The 17,483-nt window shown below is 45.8% G+C and carries 18 protein-coding genes; 17 read left to right on the top strand and 1 reads right to left on the bottom strand.

The genetic code is table 11. From position 1 onward, the window contains the following. The 3 genes from ACGHCT_RS13615 to ACGHCT_RS13605 all read left to right on the top strand — a co-directional run bounded on the left by ACGHCT_RS13615 (window position 1) and on the right by ACGHCT_RS13605 (window position 3,307). A complete protein-coding gene (locus ACGHCT_RS13615; protein WP_390436321.1) occupies window positions 1-1,581 on the top strand; it encodes a sensor histidine kinase in 1,581 nt (526 codons plus the stop codon). A gap of 78 nt (window positions 1,582-1,659) precedes the next feature. Next, window positions 1,660-2,559, top strand: coding sequence for an ATP-binding cassette domain-containing protein (locus tag ACGHCT_RS13610; protein WP_084068018.1), 900 nt, complete (start codon window positions 1,660-1,662; stop codon window positions 2,557-2,559). Next, window positions 2,537-3,307, top strand: a complete 771-nt coding sequence (locus ACGHCT_RS13605) for an ABC transporter permease (RefSeq protein ID WP_072853573.1) — start codon at window positions 2,537-2,539, stop codon at window positions 3,305-3,307. Before ACGHCT_RS13610 ends, ACGHCT_RS13605 begins: the two co-directional genes overlap by 23 nt. A gap of 145 nt (window positions 3,308-3,452) precedes the next feature. On the opposite strand, the gene ACGHCT_RS13600 is transcribed toward ACGHCT_RS13605, so the two are convergent. Continuing rightward, on the bottom strand, window positions 3,453-4,328 hold the full coding sequence (locus ACGHCT_RS13600; protein ID WP_390436318.1) for a MerR family transcriptional regulator: 876 nt from the start codon (window positions 4,326-4,328) through the stop codon (window positions 3,453-3,455). Between the two features lie 289 nt (window positions 4,329-4,617). Here ACGHCT_RS13600 and ACGHCT_RS13595 point away from each other — a divergent pair, with 289 nt between their 5' ends. The 14 genes from ACGHCT_RS13595 to ACGHCT_RS13530 all read left to right on the top strand — a co-directional run bounded on the left by ACGHCT_RS13595 (window position 4,618) and on the right by ACGHCT_RS13530 (window position 17,332). Further along, on the top strand, window positions 4,618-6,009 hold the full coding sequence (locus tag ACGHCT_RS13595) for an MATE family efflux transporter (RefSeq protein WP_390436317.1): 1,392 nt from the start codon (window positions 4,618-4,620) through the stop codon (window positions 6,007-6,009). Between the two features lie 249 nt (window positions 6,010-6,258). After that, window positions 6,259-6,798, top strand: a complete 540-nt coding sequence (locus tag ACGHCT_RS13590) for a helix-turn-helix transcriptional regulator (RefSeq protein WP_390436315.1) — start codon at window positions 6,259-6,261, stop codon at window positions 6,796-6,798. A gap of 108 nt (window positions 6,799-6,906) precedes the next feature. Continuing rightward, on the top strand, window positions 6,907-7,101 hold the full coding sequence (locus ACGHCT_RS13585) for a hypothetical protein (RefSeq protein WP_390436313.1): 195 nt from the start codon (window positions 6,907-6,909) through the stop codon (window positions 7,099-7,101). A 36-nt stretch (window positions 7,102-7,137) separates the two neighbouring features. Further along, window positions 7,138-7,827 carry a response regulator transcription factor gene (locus ACGHCT_RS13580; RefSeq protein ID WP_390436312.1) on the top strand — a complete coding sequence of 230 codons (690 nt, stop codon included), beginning with the start codon at window positions 7,138-7,140 and terminating at the stop codon, window positions 7,825-7,827. Next, the gene (locus ACGHCT_RS13575; RefSeq protein WP_390436310.1) at window positions 7,824-8,912 is read left to right on the top strand and encodes an ATP-binding protein; all 1,089 of its coding nucleotides are present in this window, start codon (window positions 7,824-7,826) and stop codon (window positions 8,910-8,912) included. Before ACGHCT_RS13580 ends, ACGHCT_RS13575 begins: the two co-directional genes overlap by 4 nt. A 147-nt stretch (window positions 8,913-9,059) precedes the next feature. After that, window positions 9,060-9,215, top strand: a complete 156-nt coding sequence (locus ACGHCT_RS13570; protein ID WP_167594281.1) for a hypothetical protein — start codon at window positions 9,060-9,062, stop codon at window positions 9,213-9,215. Beyond that, window positions 9,212-10,060 carry an ABC transporter ATP-binding protein gene (locus ACGHCT_RS13565; RefSeq protein ID WP_390436308.1) on the top strand — a complete coding sequence of 283 codons (849 nt, stop codon included), beginning with the start codon at window positions 9,212-9,214 and terminating at the stop codon, window positions 10,058-10,060. The genes ACGHCT_RS13570 and ACGHCT_RS13565 overlap by 4 nt, the downstream gene beginning before the upstream one ends. Next, window positions 10,060-11,055, top strand: coding sequence for an ABC transporter permease (locus ACGHCT_RS13560; RefSeq protein WP_390440188.1), 996 nt, complete (start codon window positions 10,060-10,062; stop codon window positions 11,053-11,055). Before ACGHCT_RS13565 ends, ACGHCT_RS13560 begins: the two co-directional genes overlap by 1 nt. Further along, a complete protein-coding gene (locus ACGHCT_RS13555) occupies window positions 11,052-12,068 on the top strand; it encodes an ABC transporter permease (protein ID WP_390436306.1) in 1,017 nt (338 codons plus the stop codon). The genes ACGHCT_RS13560 and ACGHCT_RS13555 overlap by 4 nt, the downstream gene beginning before the upstream one ends. Before the next feature lie 192 nt (window positions 12,069-12,260). Beyond that, window positions 12,261-14,120, top strand: a complete 1,860-nt coding sequence (locus ACGHCT_RS13550; protein WP_390436304.1) for a TIGR03960 family B12-binding radical SAM protein — start codon at window positions 12,261-12,263, stop codon at window positions 14,118-14,120. After that, on the top strand, window positions 14,101-14,820 hold the full coding sequence (locus tag ACGHCT_RS13545) for a TIGR03936 family radical SAM-associated protein (protein ID WP_341443512.1): 720 nt from the start codon (window positions 14,101-14,103) through the stop codon (window positions 14,818-14,820). Before ACGHCT_RS13550 ends, ACGHCT_RS13545 begins: the two co-directional genes overlap by 20 nt. Next, window positions 14,813-16,003, top strand: coding sequence for a ribonuclease E/G (locus ACGHCT_RS13540; RefSeq protein WP_390436302.1), 1,191 nt, complete (start codon window positions 14,813-14,815; stop codon window positions 16,001-16,003). Before ACGHCT_RS13545 ends, ACGHCT_RS13540 begins: the two co-directional genes overlap by 8 nt. A gap of 1 nt (window position 16,004) precedes the next feature. Further along, window positions 16,005-16,370, top strand: a complete 366-nt coding sequence (locus tag ACGHCT_RS13535) for a VOC family protein (protein WP_072853594.1) — start codon at window positions 16,005-16,007, stop codon at window positions 16,368-16,370. Between the two features lie 11 nt (window positions 16,371-16,381). Next, window positions 16,382-17,332 (top strand): CPBP family intramembrane glutamic endopeptidase, encoded by a 951-nt coding sequence (locus ACGHCT_RS13530; RefSeq protein WP_390436301.1) that lies wholly within the window; start codon window positions 16,382-16,384, stop codon window positions 17,330-17,332. The last annotated feature ends 151 nt before the right edge of the window (window positions 17,333-17,483 follow it).

Here is a 17,483-nt window from a genome sequence, read left to right as displayed (position 1 = left end):
ATGCGCCTGTCGAAAAAAACGTTCTTATACAGCATTATGATTTCTTTGGTTTTAGTACTTTTTGTGCTCCTTTATTTTATATTCATGCTCCCATCCCTCTATGTTGAATATGCAGGGCAGGAATATCTGGAATCCATTATCCAGGTCCAGGAGGGATACAGTAAAAACAGGAGCTATGAAGGCTTGGAAGTGAGAAATCCCACGGGTTCTGCCACTTTAGAAATCCCGCTGGAGGGCGACAGTATCTATCTGGCGGGAAAGGCATTCCGTCTGACGATAAATATTAAAGAACCTAAGCTTTTAGAAGCAGTGGAACAGCTGAGAGATTCTGTAGAGAATTCGGACAGCTTTGCAGATTTAGAAATACCGGATATTGACTTTGAGGAATTGAAAGAGAGTATGCGGATGGAGGACGGGGGGCCTCTTTCAGATTTACTTTCCGTTCAGATAGATGCAGATGAAGAGCTGCAGGATATTCAGACCAGAAAAGGAAAAGTTCATATCGTTTCAGATACCATGGTGGTTTTTGAAGGAGGAATGAACGATAAAGACAATGATTATACCACATATATCGCAGCCGGGAAGACAAAGGACGCTGTCATATTTTCCTTTCTGCCTGTTATGACACCCCAGATGAATGAGATACGGCCCATTGTTTTCGGGAGCCTTCCCATGATTGCGGCTGTGTTATTTCTGCTGGTACTCATAGCCTCCCAGATTTTTTCTAAGAAGATTGTCAATCCTATCATCCGTCTGGCGGGCTATGCGGAGGATGTAAAGGAGGCAGGGTACAGGGAGATGGCTCCTTTGGAAATCCATGAAAAAGATGAGATCGGAGAACTGGGAACTATATTAAATGAGCTTTATGAAAAGCTGCGTCTGCAGTATCAGGAGCTGGAGGCAAAGAACCGGTCACTGGCCAGAGAGAACAAACGCCAGGAAGTCTTTCTCCGGGCCTCCTCCCACCAGCTGAAGACACCTATCACTGCAGCGCTTTTGCTGACAGAGGGCATGATCTCTGAAATAGGAAAGTATAAAGACACTGGAAAATACCTGCCGGAAGTAAAAAGACAGCTCCTCTCCATGAGAAAGATAGTGGAGGATATTTTGTATCTGAATCATTCAGCAGATAATATTAAGCGGGAACCGGTGAATATGAACCTGCTGCTGAAGGAAGTGCTGGAGAGTTATCGGATACCGGCAGGAGAAAAGAAGCTGACCTTCCGCTGTGAAGAGCAGCCGGTACAGGCAGAGACAGACGGGGAGATTATGCGGAAAATTCTGGATAACCTCATCTCCAATGCAGTATCCTACACGCCTCCGAAGGGAGAGATCACCATACGCCTGGCCGCGGACTCTTTTGAAATCTACAATGCAGGAGCCCATATTGAGGAGGAGCTGCTTCCCCATATCTATGAACCCTTTGTAAGCAGCGATACCAGCCGGAAAGGCAGGGGACTGGGACTGTATGTGATTTCCTATTATATGGAGCTTCTCGGCTTTCAGATTGAGATTTCCAATGAGGAGAATGGCGTACTGGCCCGCATGTATCTGAGTAAAAAGAAACATAAAAATCCCTAAGGACCTCCATGAGATCTTCATACGGACTTCATATGGCTCTGTTATGATACTAACAGAAAAAGAAAGGGGAGAAGAACTATGCTGTTAACCATTCATAATCTTCAGGTACGCTACGGCAGCCAGCTGGCACTTCAGATAGACTGTCCCATCTCTATCCATGAGGGGGAGAGAATCGGCATCATTGGATCCAACGGAGCAGGAAAGACAACGCTGGTAAAATCCATTCTGGGACTTACCAGCTACAAAGGAAGCATCCGCACAAATCTAAAACCGGAGCAGATTGCAGCGCATATGCAGTCCAATCATTATGCGGCAACTATGCCGGTGAAAACTATTATGGAGACAATACTGGATACAAATATCCGAAAAAACAGAGAACTGCAGGAGCTGATATCCTATTTTGAATTTGAAAAATGCCTGCACAAACGATATTCCCATCTGTCAGGAGGGCAGAAGCAGAGATTTACCATCATTATGGTAATGCTGCAGAATGCTCCCCTCACCTTTTATGACGAGGTAACATCCGGACTGGATTTTGAAACCAGGCAAAAGCTGATGGAAAAGCTGGTAAACTGGTACCAGAATAAGTCCAATACCCTGTGTATTGTTTCCCACTATTACGAAGAACTGGAAATGCTTGCAGAAAAGATTCTGATCTTAGATCAGGGGAAAGTGATTGCTTTCGGAGAGAAAAAAGAACTATTCCGGAAGTACTGCGGGCGATCGGTTTTTATCACAGACAGCACAAAACAGAATCAGGAGCTTCTGAGGGAGTACAAGAAGCTTAAGTCCCCGGAGCACCTATTGGCGATTGCCTGTCCGGATCTTGAGACTGAGCACAAAATCTCTGAGCTCCTGCTTCAGGAAAATGTAAACTTTAAAAGAAGTGATAATGACATAGAGATTATGTCCACCAACGCCAAGGCGGCATACTATGAGAGGGAAGGGAGCGCCTATGAAGACCAAATCATGCAATAAGAGACTTATTATCTACGAGATACGCAATGCAATCGGAAATCCTTTCATTGCATTTTTCGGAATTGTCTTTCCGGTAATGATGCTGATGATTATTACATTCTCTCTGAGAAAACAGGTGCCTTCCTCCATGGTGCGGGAGGCAAACACGGGAGTTTTCATTACTATGAGCCTGATTATTCCCATGGCAGTAATCCTTCTGGGGCATTCCGCCAATTATTCCCAGGAACTTGAGAAGGAGATTCCGGTCCGGATGCAGCTGTTTGGTTTTTCCCAGAACAGTATTATGCTGGCCAAGATAATTGCACAGACCATAACTCTGACGGCAGGATTGATTTTTTACTCTGTGTTCTCCTATATTCTGGTAGATCTGCAGAGCCCTAAGCTCTCCTCTGCCCTCTGCCTCATAGGCTGTCTGTATGTTATGGGAATCTGTTTCTTCCTCTTTGCCCACGGCCTATCTAATATCTTTAAAAAGTTCGGCCCTACGTACACGATAAGCATGTTTGTCTACTTTGGAAGCATGATTCTCTGCGGAATGATGGGCATACAGACCGAACAGCTTCCCAAAGCGCTGAGGCGTGTGGCGTCTTTCCTTCCGATGAGCTACGTCAGCAGTGATTTCATTGATTTCTGGCAGGGAGGCAGCTATAATTTCGGACCTATGATTCAGGCATTCCTTTTCTTTGGCGCGCTGTGCGGATTGCTTGTGGTATACTCTAATTATAAAAACAGGAGAGTGATTAAATAATAAAACCGGCCGGTAAGAGCTTACCTTTATCTTCTCATCCTGTTTGCCGTTACCTGTGTCAGGATATTCGAGCCGGGTGACTAGGGAAATGCCCGTTCTCCGGGCACTTCCCGGTATATTCACAGTGACGAAGGAACTGTTTAGACTATTCGAATGATGAGTTATGACGGATCCAGTATTGAAAAGCTCTGACAATATAGTCTGATGCGCCTGGGCCATATTTTGTATCAGTGACAGCTTTGATATAGTCATTGGAATAGGTATCCACAATCATCTCCCAATAGTTTCGTCCTAGAAAATCTGCGGTTGTGTTTTCCTGCGTTTGTTTTACCAGTTCCCTTACAATCGTCTGAATATCTTCCGATGAGACATCTTTCTGCATATCAGAAGTCAGCCTTTTATATAGGTCAGTGATTTGCCGGACGCGCTTTCTCGTCTCCTCTGAAATCTGTTCCTCCATGCGTTCAGAGAAGTGTTCCAGGTTGTATTTCATAGCCTCTGTATAGTTCTCCACGCTGCCATACTCTTTGATTGCATGCTTGGCAATCTCAGCCTCCCTGTCTCTGGCTCTCTGGATAAATAAATCAAAATTCTCAAGACTTCCCCAATTTTTTATGATATCTTTCGTATTGGTGGTTTTAAATTGTTCCAATGCTTGGATATATTCTGTCAGGTCAAATTCTTTAAACTCCATACAATGTTCCCCTTTCTCCAGGCGGGTAAGGAGCTGTATGAGTCTGTCTATACGATTCCGTTTTAGCAGGAACAATTCTTTCTGTTTTCTAAAAGCGGCTATCCTGTCAAAATCAGGTTTTTGGATTATGATACGTATTTCTTTTAATGAAAACCCCAGTTCTTTAAAAAACAGTATCTGCTGAAGCTTCTGCATAGCATCCTCGTCGTACAGACGATATCCGGACTGTGTTAACTTACTTGGCTTTAGCAGTCCGATTTCATCGTAGTATTGCAGGGTGCGCTTGCTTATTCCTGTGAATGCAGCAACTTGGCTTGTGGTTCGCATATCCTATCAGCTCCTTCAGTTTACTTAGTAATTGAGTATGAGGCAGAGTGCCGGCAAACATATATTCTGCCTCTATAAATCTAGAATATAGTATCACGTTACGTGTAAGTCAATACATTTTGCATCAATTGAAGATAAATCATGAAGGGGGGGAAGCGGATAGCGGCAAATATCATCCGTGCTCACTTGACAAATACTATAAATTATAGTACCATAAGCAGTGTCGTGTATAGTGTAATATATAGTAGTATATATTATAGTTTGTGTGAAGTGAAAGGAGACTTTAATTATGAATCAACCAAACAAAAAAATGGAACTTCTGGGAAGTGTGCCAATACCGAAGGCTCTGCTGGCGTTGGGGCTTCCCACCATGATTGGTATGCTGATTAACGCACTGTATAATCTGGTGGATACCTATTTTGTGGGTGGTTTGGGAACGGATCAGATGGGTGCGGTCACGGTGGCCTTTCCTCTGGGACAAATGATCGTAGGTCTGGGGCTGCTGTTTGGAAATGGGGCTGCCGCCTATCTTTCAAGGCTGCTTGGGCGGGGGGATAAGGAAACAGCGGACAAAGTTGCCAGCACCGCCTTGTACAGCAGTATTTTGGTGGGAGCAATACTCATTGTTTGCTCTGTCATTTTTCTGAGACCAATCTTAAAACAGCTCGGAGCAATCGAGAGTGTTATGCCTTATGCAATCTCTTACGCCAGTATCTATATCACATTTTCGATTTTTAACGTATTTAATGTCACAATGAATAATATCGCAGCAAGTGAAGGAGCGTCTAAAACAGCCATGTTTGCACTGATGGCAGGTGCCCTGTTAAATGCGGTATTAGACCCGATCTGCATTTATGTGCTTCAACTGGGAGTGGCAGGTGCAGCCATTGCCACGGCAATTTCACAGATGGTTTCCACAGCAGTCTACTTGTGCTATATCTTTCGAAAAAAGAGTGTATTCAGTTTCCGCATCAGGGAGTGCAACTATTCCAGAGAAATTATGTCCGAGATTTTGAAAATAGGGATTCCCACACTGCTATTTCAGGTATTGACCAGTCTTTCTATCAGTATGATGAATCATACGGCGAAAGAGTATGGGGTATCTGCGCTGGCAGCGATGGGACCGTTTACTAAAATTATGTCCATGGGAAGCCTGATCGTATTTGGATTTCTGAAAGGCTTTCAGCCAATCGCCGGGTTTAGTTATGGAGCAAAAAGGTTTGACCGCCTGTATGAAGCAATCAAAACCGCTATCCTCTGGTCTACCTTATTTTGTGTGGTATTCGGCCTGACTGCAGCAATCTTTCCTGCGCAAATCATGACCTTGTTTACAAAAGGAGACAGGGAGATGGTCCGTGTGGGGGCAGCCGCTTTGAGAGCAAATGGTCTTTCCTTTATCTTCTTTGGCTTTTACACTGTGTACTCATTCCTCTTCCTGGTAATGGGAAAGGCGAAAGAGGGGTGTTTCCTTGGTGCCTGCCGGCAGGGTATTTGTTTTGTGCCTGTTATTTTACTTCTTCCAATGGCTTGCGGCCTGCAGGGAGTACTGTATGCTCAGCCCATTGCTGATATACTGTCGGCTGCCGTCACCGTATCTATGGCCGTGCATCTTCATAAGGAACTGAGCGCAGCAAAAGTATGGAGAAAAGAAGCTAATCCGGGAGCGGGCGGCTTTGCGTAATTCCGGTTGCTGCTAAAAGCTATAAAATTTGCATAAGAAGATTGATAGTGCTATAATACTTATGGAGCAATGGGGCGGGTCCTGTTGCTCTTTTTGCACAATGCGGCTTTTGTGCAGGAAGAGTGCTGAAGTACCAAGAGTTTATCCCCAGACACCTGTGTCTAGGGATGAAAAACGGTATTTCTCGCTTTGTGTCGTGTTTTTTATTCGAAAAGATGGTACTATGCAAATAGAAAGGAAGAATTGGCAATGGATGCAAAGAAAATCGGCAGATTTCTAAAGGAGCTCCGGAAGGAAAAAGGGTTAACACAAGAACAGCTTGCAGAAATACTCCTTGTATCCGGCAGGAGTGTATCCCGCTGGGAGACGGGTACGAATATGCCGGATTTAAGCATTATGATTCAAATAGCAGATTTCTACGAGGTAGAAATCAATGACATCTTAGAAGGAGAAAGGAGAAGCGAGAGTATGGGTCAAGAGGGTAAAGAGACATTATCTAAGGTCGCAGAGTACAGTAAATCGGAAAAAGATAAGGCGGTAAGAGCAGGAAACACGGCATTTGGCCTGATGTTTGCGCTATCTGCAGTCCTGATTATTGTGCAGTTAATTGTAACAAAGGAACTGTGGACCGTTGCTGGGGAAACGTTTGCCTTACTTGTCGGAGGCATAGCATATATAGGAATTATGCTGTATCATGGCACATGGGAAAACGGTTCGGGAATTCAAAGTACTCCCGCAAAGGATGCCTTAATGAGCATCGTGTGTTCGGGCATATTTTCTGCCGCATGAATCTTAGCCTTTTTTAACAGCAGACGATTAAGAAAAAGAGAGTTCACTGACACGTCAAAGGGAGTTAAGGAAGTACTGCCGGTAAAGGTTTTCACAGCAGACGGAACCATGCAGGCAGATATGATAATAGAAGCATTGAAAAATAATGGCATTGCTGCCTATAAGCAGGACATGGGAGATGCCGGGTTGGCCGCAGTGCGTTATGGTATGGGGCGGGGAATCAATGACAGCGTTGCTATTTTCGTTGCAGACAGAGAAGCTGACAACGCTGTGGAAGTAATAAACGGCATGGGATTGCTTTAGCGGAACATAAAACGCGCGGAGCCTCAGGATGCTGATATGGAAAGGGGGTATTCTGCTATAGCGAATATATTAGTTGTAGAAGATGATAAGAATATGCAGGAGATCATTGCCAAGTTCATGAATAGGGGCGGGCACAGAAGCTTTACAGCGGATGACGGTGTGGATGCACTGGTGATTTTGAAGAATCAGACAGTTGATCTTATGATATTGGATGTGATGATGCCCCATTTGGACGGATTTTCAGTCTGCAGGACTGCCCGCCAGATGAGCAGTCTGCCCATTATTCTGCTTACCGCAAAAAGCAGCGAGGATGATAAACTGCGGGGGTATGAGTATGGGGCAGATGATTACATAACGAAGCCCTTCAGTCCCAAAGTTTTGCTGGCAAAGGTAAATGTCCTGCTGCACCGGATTGCTTCCCTGCCGCCGGATACTTTAAACGCAGGAAAGATTACAGTGGTGCCGGCTTCTCACAAGGTGCTTTTGGACGGCAAAGAGATCTCATTAACCCATAAGGAGTATGAGCTGCTTCATTTTTTTATGACCAATCCAGAGCAGATATTTAGCCGGGAACAGCTTCTGAATCGGATCTGGGGGTATGAGTTTGCGGGGACAACAAGAACTGTGGATGCGCATATTAAGAACCTGCGTCAGAAATTAGGGGAGGAAGGAAGACGTATTGTCACTCTTATCCGCTCCGGCTATAAGTTTGAGGTGGGCGTATGAAGATAAGAGACAGCTTTACACTCCGAACCGTCCGTAAAAAAATAATAATGGTTTCCAAGCTGGCCGGCGCTCTTCTCATTCTCTCCTATATTATTTCCACAAAGCTGGAGATATCACCTGATATTGCATTCGCCCTATGGTTTGTTTTTGTGATTTGCATAGTTCTTGCCGTTGATTTCCTGATGGGGCACTTTATTTCGAAACCTGTAATTAAGCTTAGCCAGACGGCCCGAAAGATGGCTGGGCTGGACTTTTCCAGCGCATGTTCTGTCACATCTGCCGATGAATTCGGAGAGCTCTCGGCAAACCTGAATGTAATGGCTGAAAAGCTGCAGCAGACTCTTGCAAATCTGGAGGCTGCGAACACACAGCTTGAAAAAGAGGTAGAAAAAGAGCGCAGACTGCTGGAGGAGCGCAGGGAGCTGGCAGACAGCCTGTCCCATGAGATGAAGACGCCGATCGGCGTTATAAGAGCCTTCGCCGAAGGACTGCAGGATGAGGCCGACGAAGAGGAAAGACAGAAGTATTACAAGATCATTATCTCTGAGACAGAGCGCATGAACGGGCTTATTACTGCTCTGCTGGATCTCTCGGCCCTGGAGTCAGGGGCTTCAGAGCTTACCCCGGAGCGCTTTGACCTTGTGGAGCTTGTGGAGATCGTGGCCGGACGTCTCTTGATTGATATTCCGGACATAGATTTTGAACTTCAGTATGAACTGCCTGAGCATAGAAGCTTTGTGTCTGCAGATAAAAAACGGATGGAGCAGGTTTTAGATAATCTGATCGTGAACGCCCGAAAGAATGTGCGTCCGGGGGGCATTGTGAAGCTGTCGCTGACAAAAGAAAACGGGCTGCTGCATTTTTCAGTCTATAATCAGGGTCCCGCCATCCCACAGGAGAATCTGCAGAAGATCTGGACAAAGTTTTACCGGGAGAGGAATTCCACATACAGTGGTTCCGGACTGGGCCTTGCGATTGTGTCACAGATTTTGAACATGCATGGACTGCCCTACGGGGTGGAAAATCTTTCAGATGGTGTGCAATTCTATTTTTCGATCCCCGTTGTCTCTTCAGCAACTGCATAGTCCTATAGATAGGTTCCTTAACGGGAGCCTTTTTTAATTGGAAATTTTACACCGTCTTCACAGAGACATTGCAACGGCTTCAATTCTTTTTCTTATGATTATTACAGAATTAATCACAGTAACTTTTGAGAAGGGAGGTAACTTTTTATGACATTACTAGGTCTTGCATGGTACTGGTGGCTGGTGATAGTAATCGCTCTGGCAGTCCTCATTCCCGTTAAGCTTAAGTTTATGAGATGGTGGGGGAAGAGGCAGCGAGAAAAGAAAAAGGAGCAGCAGGAGAAATGGGGGGATGAAGAGTGATTGAAGTAAAAGACCTGACATTCTCCTACGGGAAAGACAAAAAAGCCCTTCACGGCCTGAATTTCACTGTAGAAGATGGAGAAATATTTGGTTTTTTGGGACCTAACGGCTCCGGAAAATCAACGACACAAAAAATTCTGACAGGGATCTTAAAAGGGCATGGAGGCAAAGTATCTCTGTTCGGACAGGATATCACTTCCGTTCACAATCGGGAATTTTTCCAAAAAATTGGCGTTTTGTTTGAATTTCCTTATCTGTATTCCAATTTGAGCGCTGTGGATAACCTCAGATACTTCTCCGCCTTCTACCCCAAAGAACAGCTGCGTGACATCGGAGAGGTTTTAGAAAAGCTGGAGTTCAAATCTGATTTTATAAAAAAACCGGTTTCCTCCTATTCAAAGGGGATGCGGCAGCGGGCGAGCATGGCAAGGGCGCTGATCAGCAATCCGAGACTGCTTTTTCTTGACGAGCCCACCAGCGGGCTTGACCCATCCGGAGCTGTTCTGTTCCGCAGAATCATTGAGGAAGAACGCCGGAAAGGGACAACTGTATTTCTGACCACCCATAACATGCTGGACGCAGATCTGCTGTGCGACCGCGTAGCCTTTCTGTCAAGCGGAGAAATCGTGGCATTGGATACCCCAAGGAATCTGAAAGAGAAAAACAGCAATCGCCACATTAGGATTGACTATCTTTATCAGGGAAAACGGGAAGAAAAAGTAATTGACATCCATGAACTGGAGGCAGGCATGTCCTTTTTGCATGATGAGATTATCAGTATTCATTCCCAGGAACCGACGCTGGAAGATATGTTTATTCAATACACAGGGAGGGGATTATCTTGATGAAATATTTTCGTACGCTGCTCGGGAAAGACATCCGGCTTATGAGGTCAGGCAGATTTTTTCTTGTGTCCCTGGGGTTTTTAATTTTATATACCTTTTATGTAAACTTTGGATATGTCAGATTCATGGATACTCAGATATATAATGTGTATTTGTACGATCCCGCAGGTACACAGGAGAGAACTTCGGCGCTGGTTCGGCGTGTATCCTCGAAGGAAGCGTTTGACAGGGCCTTGTACCAGGATGCCAACAGCGTAGGCATCAACGCCGCTGCTGGGGATATACAGATTGTACTTTACGGGGGAACAGAAAAGGCTGACCGCCATAGGGCTGACTACGCCCTGTCTCTCTTGCAGCCGGCGGCCCCTTATACTGCGGGGGATGTTGGACTTTATACACCGGAAGAGAAAGCAAGAAGAGAGATTACCTGTGAACTGTTGTTTTTTGAAATCTCTGCGGTCGGATTTTTAGGGATCGCTGCTGTACTCTTCAAGGAGAAGGGGATGGGCGTCATACGTGTCCATGCCGTTCTTCCTTTACAGGAAAATCTGTTTCTCTTGTCAAAGCTGATACTGTTTCTGCTGTCTGATCTTGTTTTTGCCGTATTGCTTACTATACTCAATCTTGGAGTTTCAGCTGCAATGCCGATATTGCCCGCAATCCTTTTTCAAACGGCGCTCTTGTCGCTGATTATGGCATTGACAGGTCTGGTCTGCGCCCTGCTGCTGAAAGACTTCCGGCAATTTACTCTGGTCTATCTGCTGATAGCCATATTTGCTGCAACCCCGGTGTTTCTTTCCGCAAATACGGCGGTAAAGCTGGATTGGATTGGGCTTCATCCATTCTATCACATATACATGGGACTGAAAAACGCTTATTTTGGCATCTCTGCATCCAGTCCTTTCTACTATTGGGGCATTGCTTCAATGATTGCAGTACTGTATGCCGGCGTGCATCAGTTATTTCGCAGAGAAATGGGAAAGGAGGCGGCATGAATATGAAGGGTTTGTGCTATCAGCTGAAAAGTGTGCGGAAGGACAAGTTTTGTCTGATGACCTTCCTTTTGCCAATCCTTGCTGCTGCGGCTCTGCATTACGTGGGTTCCATCGCCCTTACCTCCCTGGGGGAGCTTCAGTTCGGAATATTGAGGGATGATATGCCGGAAGAAACCGCTGCATGGCTGGAGGGATATGGTACAGTGACAGCTTATCCGTCCCTTGAGGAACTGATAAATGGAATTAGGGAACCGTCTACAAATCTGATAGGAGTGGAGGCGGACGGGAATGGCATCCAAACAATATGTGCCGGCGACGAGCTGGATATCTTTCGCCAGACTGCTGACACGCTTCCTGCTCTGTATGAACAGCGGAATGCATCCAGGCGGGCAGAGGTTCAGATTTTGGAGCGCCCTGGTGTGATGGCAGGGCTTCAGGATATGTTTATCACAGTTACACTGATTATAGCTATGTTTATGGGATGTACTTATAATGCAATGAACATGGTTTCTGAAAAGGAGGACGGAGTGGCCTTAATAAACGAGATCTTACCTATCACCCGAAGCCAGTATATTCTGCAGAAGATTATCGTTGGCTTTCTCTGTGGGTGTTTGTCCTCAATCCTTACAGCCTGTATCTGCTTTCGGCTATCCTTGCAGAATGCCGTCCTCATGCTGATATTGATTCTGCTCTCTTCTTTTGTGGCAGCACTTATCGGTCTGTTTGTAGGCAGACTTTCCAGGGATTTGATGATGGGTGTGGTATATATCAAAGTTATTATGCTGCTGTTTATGGCTGTTCCGATTCTCTGCTTTCTCGTAGGAGTCAGCCATCCGTTTCTCTCTGCTGTATGCTACCTGATTCCCTCCCAGGCGGCTTTTGAGGGCATTATGGACTTGACAGCCGGCAGTACGGCCCTGGTAACAAAGGATATTTTCATTCTTCTGTTTCATTGTGCAGGATGGTTCCTGCTTTATATAGAGATTTCCCTGCGAAGGAAAAAGCACGCATGAAACCAGCAGCAGCCTCCCAAAAAAAATTCTGGAGCTGATTCGGCTGCTCTATATAGTATAATGAGAGATATCTACTTGAAGTTCTTCCGTAAAATGTTTATAATAGGTAAAATTGTATCTATTCATAGGGCCGCATAAAAAGGACAGCTGCTCCTGATTGATACAAGACAATTAAAAAACGAGAGGAAGAAAATGAGAAAACTAGCCTTAAACGATGAAATATTACTAAATATAGAGAAGCCGGCCCGTTATATTGGAAACGAGGTCAACTCGGTGATGAAGGAGAAAGACAAGGTGGATATCCGTTTCGCCATGTGTTTCCCCGACGTGTACGAGATTGGCATGTCCCATTTGGGTATCCAGATCCTTTATGATATGTTTAACCAGAGAGAGGATACCTGGTGTGAGCGTGTCTATTCCCCCTGGCCGGATCTGGATCAGGTACTGCGTGAGGAGAAAATCCCTCTTTTTGCTCTGGAATCCCAGGATGCTGTGAAAGATTTTGATTTCCTGGGGCTGACGCTGCAGTATGAAATGTGCTACACCAACGTTCTCCAGATCCTGGATCTAAGCCAGATTCCCCTGCTTTCCAAAGAGAGAACAGAGGACATGCCCATTGTCATAGGAGGAGGCCCCTGCGCCTATAATCCGGAGCCTCTGGCGGACTTTTTTGATTTGTTCTATATCGGCGAAGGAGAAACAGTATACAATCAGCTGCTTGATGTCTATAAAGAAAACAAACGCTCGGGCGGAGGCAGAAGAGAATTTTTAGAAAAGGCGGCAGGGATTCCGGGCATCTATGTGCCTGGCTTTTACCGGGTGGAATACCACGAGGACGGAACTATCGCATCCTTTGCTCCTACCTGTGAATGTGCGCCTCTGAAGGTGGAAAAACAGGTGGTTATGGATGTGACAGATACGTATTATCCAAAGGCCCCTGTGGTACCTTTTATTAAAGCTACACAGGATCGGGTAACTCTGGAGATCCAGAGAGGCTGCATCCGCGGATGCCGTTTCTGCCAGGCAGGAATGCTGTACCGTCCCACAAGAGAGAGAAAGCTGGAGTACCTGAAACAGGCAGCAAAGGATATGCTGGTGAATACCGGGCACGAGGAGATTTCATTGAGTTCACTAAGCTCCAGTGATTATTCTCAGCTGCCGGAACTCATCCAGTTTTTAATAGAGGAATTTGACAAGAAAGGCGTCAATATTTCGCTGCCCTCCCTTCGCATTGATGCCTTTTCTCTGGATGTTATGAGCAAAGTTCAGGATATCAGAAAGAGCAGCCTCACGTTTGCACCGGAGGCAGGCACACAGAGGCTTAGGGATGTGATTAACAAAGGCCTCACCGAGCAGGATATCCTGGAAGGAGCGGGCAGTGCCTTTGAAGGGGGATGGACCAGAGTAAAGCTGTATTTCATGCTGGGACTGCCCACGGAAACAGAGGAGGATATGAGAGGAATTGCCGAGCTGGCAGAAAAAATAGCCCGGAGATATTACGAGATTCCAAAGGAGCAGCGCCATGGAAAGTGCCAGATTGTAGTAAGCACTTCCTTTTTTGTGCCAAAGCCCTTTACCCCCTTCCAGTGGGCTCCTATGTTTACAAAAGAACAGTTTCTTGATAAAGCCAGATTTGTAAAAGAAGCCATCAGAGCCCAGCTGAACCAAAAGAGCATTAAGTATAACTGGCATGAGGCAGATGTTACGGTACTGGAAGGCATTTTGGCCCGGGGGGATCGGAGGATCGGACCTGTGATCCGGAAGGCCTATGAGAACGGAAGCCTTTTTGATTCCTGGTCAGAGTACTTCAGACCCCAGGCCTGGGAGCAGGCTTTTAAGGATCTGGGAGTAGATCCGGATTTTTATACCATGAGGGAGCGGGATGTCACAGAGATTCTGCCCTGGGATTTTATAGATATCGGTGTGACCAAAAAGTTTTTGATTCGGGAATGGAACCGTGCAAAAGAGGAAGAGATAACGCCTAACTGCAGGCAGCAGTGTTCCGGCTGCGGTGCGGGAAGATACAAAGGAGGTGTCTGTCTTGAAGGTTAGAGTGAAATTTGCAAAAGAAGGATCCATGAAGTTTATCGGACATCTGGATATCATGCGGTATTTTCAGAAGGCTATCCGCAGAGCAGGGATTGACATTGCTTTTTCAGAGGGCTTCAGTCCCCATATGATTATGTCCTTTGCCGCACCCTTGGGGGTTGGCATCACAAGCACCGGAGAGTACTTCGATATGGAAGTAAATACTGCGACAAACTCAGAGGATATGAAAAAGCGCCTGAACGCCGCTATGGTGGAAGGCATGAGGATCTTAAGTATAAAAAAGGTAGATGACGGCAAAGCCAGCAAAGCTATGTCCCTGGTGGCCGCCGCGGATTATCTGGTAACTTTCCGTCCCGGTCAGGAAAAGCTGAGGGATATGTTTCTGGAGCATTTGGCTGACTTTTACAGTCAGGAACAGCTGCTCATCTGGAAAAAAACCAAAAAAAGCGAAAAGGAAATTGATATCCGGCCTTTTATCTATGAGATGCGAAGAGAAGGGGAAAGTATCTTTTTGAAACTGGCAGCAGGAAGCGCGAATAATACAAAACCAGAACTGGTGATGGAAGCTTTTGCCGGCTATCTGTCAGTTTCTGTTTTGGAGTATGCCTTTGAGGTCCATCGGCTCGAAACCTACGGAGAGATTCAGGCGGAAGGCCGGCCGGTATTCGTATCGCTGGAAGGACTGGGAGAAGAAATTGAGTAAGCTGATTATTACAAAGATGCAGATACATTCCCAGGAGAGGACAGTTACCGCACTTGTGGAAGAGGGAAAGGTGCTGGAACTGCGGCTCTCATCTCTGGAACAGGAAGCCTTGCTTGGCAGCATTTATATTGGAAAGGTAAAAAATGTATCTCCCAATATTGATGCGGCTTTTGTGGAGCTTTCCCCGGGGGTGACAGGCTATCTGCCCTTATCAAAAGAAGTTCCTTACTTTACAAATCCGAAAAAAGACAATATTGTAAAAGCCGGAGATGAAGTTCTTGTGCAGGTAAACCGGGAGCCTTTAAAATCCAAGGCCTATAACCTGACATCCAATCTTAGCTTTACCGGCAAATACCTGGTACTCACCAGCCAGCGCCGCCAGCTCAGCCTCTCCTCTAAGCTGAACGGGGAAGACCGGGAGCGTCTGAGAAAATGGCTGGCGCCCTGTATGGAGGCGGAATTCGGCCTGATTGTCCGCACAAACAGCGGTGAGGCCGAGAAGCAGGAGATACTGGCAGAACTGGAATACCTGAAAAAGCGTTGGAGGCGGGTGCTTGATATCTGCAAAACAAGGACCTGCTATAGTCTGCTGGAAAAAGCCAGCCCGTTTTATATTCAGGCTGTGCGGGATGTCTACGGGGATACCCTGGAGGAGATTGTCACTGATCTTCCGGCTATTTTAGCTGAGCTTGGGGAGTATCTGGGAGAGTATCAGAAGGAAGATGCCGAAAAGCTCAGACTCTACGAGGACAGGCTGCTCTCACTTCACAAGCTCTATTCTCTGGAGCGCGCTTTGGATAATGCGGCAAAAGAAAAAGTATGGCTTCCAAGCGGAGGGTTTTTAATGATCCAGCAGACAGAAGCTTTTGTGGCAGTGGATGTAAATACCGGAAAATATACAGGTAAGAAAAAGCAGCAGGAAACTTACCGCAAAATTAACCTTGAGGCAGCCCGTGAGATTGCGGCACAGCTGCGGCTGAGGAATCTCTCAGGTATTATTCTGATTGATTTTATTAACCTGGAGCGAAAGGAACATCAGGAAGAGCTGCTGAATGTTTTAAAAAAATATCTCCGCAGAGATCCGGTTCACACGGTACTTGTGGATATGACGAAGCTTAACATCGTTGAAGTAACCAGAAAAAAAGTAAGAAAATCACTGGCGGAAGAAATAGGAGGGAAATAATATGCTGAAATTTGCACATTTTAATTTTAATGTACTGAATCTGGAAAAGAGCCTTTCCTTTTACAAGGAAGCTCTGGGGCTTACGCCTGTCAGAACGAAAGATGCGGAGGATGGTTCCTTTACACTGGTCTATCTGGGTGATCAGACCACCGATTTTACCCTGGAGCTTACCTGGCTGAAAGATCGGACAGAGGCATACAACCTTGGAGAGTGTGAATTCCATCTTGCCTTTGAGACAGACGATTATGAAGGATTCCATAAGAGACATAAAGAGATGGGATGCATTGTGTTTGAAAATGAGGCTATGGGTATCTATTTTATCACGGATCCGGATGGCTACTGGATCGAGATTGTACCGTCCAAATAGGGAAATTGCGTATGGATAAAAGAAAATTAAGACCTTATCACGGCCTGCTGTTTTTTGCAGTGGTGATGTTCTCTTTTTACTTTATTATGGCTCCTCTGCAGATGCAGTTTGGCATGTACGGGCTTGCAATGACTGAACTGCTCCTTCTGGCAATGGCCATTGTCTGCGTAAAACTATGCAGGGCTGATTTCAAAGAAATATTTCCCGTAGGCAGAGTCAGGTTTTCCAAGGCGGCAGGAACCATTCTTCTCTGGCTGGCTTCTTTTCTCACAGTAATGGTACTCACATTAATCATTACATGGTTTTTTCCTGATGAGATGCTGGGGGTAAGCCAAGGGCTAAGCTCCGTGATCAGTTCCGTACCCTTTGCGGTTGGATTTCTGTTTACGGTAGTGATGCCTGCCGTGTGTGAAGAGGCAGTGCACCGGGGAGTCATTCTTCACAGTATGCTTCCGCTGAAGAAAAAGTGGCTTATTGTACTTATTATGGGAATTCTGTTTGGCATCTTTCACACGAGCATATGGAGATTCGTGCCCACCGCGCTTCTGGGAGCCGCCTTGTCCTATGTCATGCTGGAGACGGAAAATATGGTATATCCCGCCATTTTTCACGGGGTAAATAACTACGTACCACTGGCCATCTCCTCCTATTCTGCAAAAATACTGGAACGAGCAGGGAGTGATCTGTCGCAGACCAGTCTGAATACTGTACCGGTGGCGAGCATCGGCGTCTATCTGGTTATGGCCTGCTGTGTGCCTTTTGCTGCTTACGGTGGTAATCATCTGCTCCACTATAGGGAGGAAGGATACAGGAGCACCTTTTTTCCTAAAAAAAGACAGGGATTGATTATCACAGTGCTGATTGTATCAACCGTACTGATTTTAGCGGCAGGATTTGCGCTTTTACTCTACGGAATTTTATTTGATTCTCAGTTTCATGATCTCTTAAGGCAGAATATGTAAACTGCTGGAAATTTGAAGGAAAAAACAGTTGACGGACACAATATCTTGTGCTATTATAATACGGATGCCGCACAAAGAGGTCAGAAGCGTTGCTTTCTGAGTAATTCAACAGGAAGGCAGCCACCATATTTGGCGAGTAATGATAATAGGA

The sequence above is a fragment of the Lactonifactor longoviformis genome, from assembly GCF_042848515.1.
Classification (GTDB): domain Bacteria; phylum Bacillota; class Clostridia; order Lachnospirales; family Lachnospiraceae; genus Lactonifactor; species Lactonifactor longoviformis.
The sequence above is the reverse complement of the archived record's forward strand: the minus strand, read 5'-3'. Positions and strand labels throughout refer to the sequence as shown.

Bases quoted from the DNA above. Each gene is read 5' to 3' on its own strand.
- ACGHCT_RS13615 (WP_390436321.1), top strand. From the start codon at position 1: ATGCGCCTGTCGAAAAAAACGTTCTTATACAGCATTATGATTTCTTTG.
- ACGHCT_RS13610 (WP_084068018.1), top strand. From the start codon at position 1,660: ATGCTGTTAACCATTCATAATCTTCAGGTACGCTACGGCAGCCAGCTG.
- ACGHCT_RS13605 (WP_072853573.1), top strand. From the start codon at position 2,537: ATGAAGACCAAATCATGCAATAAGAGACTTATTATCTACGAGATACGC.
- ACGHCT_RS13600 (WP_390436318.1), bottom strand. From the start codon at position 4,328: ATGCGAACCACAAGCCAAGTTGCTGCATTCACAGGAATAAGCAAGCGC.
- ACGHCT_RS13595 (WP_390436317.1), top strand. From the start codon at position 4,618: ATGAATCAACCAAACAAAAAAATGGAACTTCTGGGAAGTGTGCCAATA.
- ACGHCT_RS13590 (WP_390436315.1), top strand. From the start codon at position 6,259: ATGGATGCAAAGAAAATCGGCAGATTTCTAAAGGAGCTCCGGAAGGAA.
- ACGHCT_RS13585 (WP_390436313.1), top strand. From the start codon at position 6,907: ATGCAGGCAGATATGATAATAGAAGCATTGAAAAATAATGGCATTGCT.
- ACGHCT_RS13580 (WP_390436312.1), top strand. From the start codon at position 7,138: ATGGAAAGGGGGTATTCTGCTATAGCGAATATATTAGTTGTAGAAGAT.
- ACGHCT_RS13575 (WP_390436310.1), top strand. From the start codon at position 7,824: ATGAAGATAAGAGACAGCTTTACACTCCGAACCGTCCGTAAAAAAATA.
- ACGHCT_RS13570 (WP_167594281.1), top strand. From the start codon at position 9,060: ATGACATTACTAGGTCTTGCATGGTACTGGTGGCTGGTGATAGTAATC.
- ACGHCT_RS13560 (WP_390440188.1), top strand. From the start codon at position 10,060: ATGAAATATTTTCGTACGCTGCTCGGGAAAGACATCCGGCTTATGAGG.
- ACGHCT_RS13555 (WP_390436306.1), top strand. From the start codon at position 11,052: ATGAATATGAAGGGTTTGTGCTATCAGCTGAAAAGTGTGCGGAAGGAC.
- ACGHCT_RS13550 (WP_390436304.1), top strand. From the start codon at position 12,261: ATGAGAAAACTAGCCTTAAACGATGAAATATTACTAAATATAGAGAAG.
- ACGHCT_RS13535 (WP_072853594.1), top strand. From the start codon at position 16,005: ATGCTGAAATTTGCACATTTTAATTTTAATGTACTGAATCTGGAAAAG.
- ACGHCT_RS13530 (WP_390436301.1), top strand. From the start codon at position 16,382: ATGGATAAAAGAAAATTAAGACCTTATCACGGCCTGCTGTTTTTTGCA.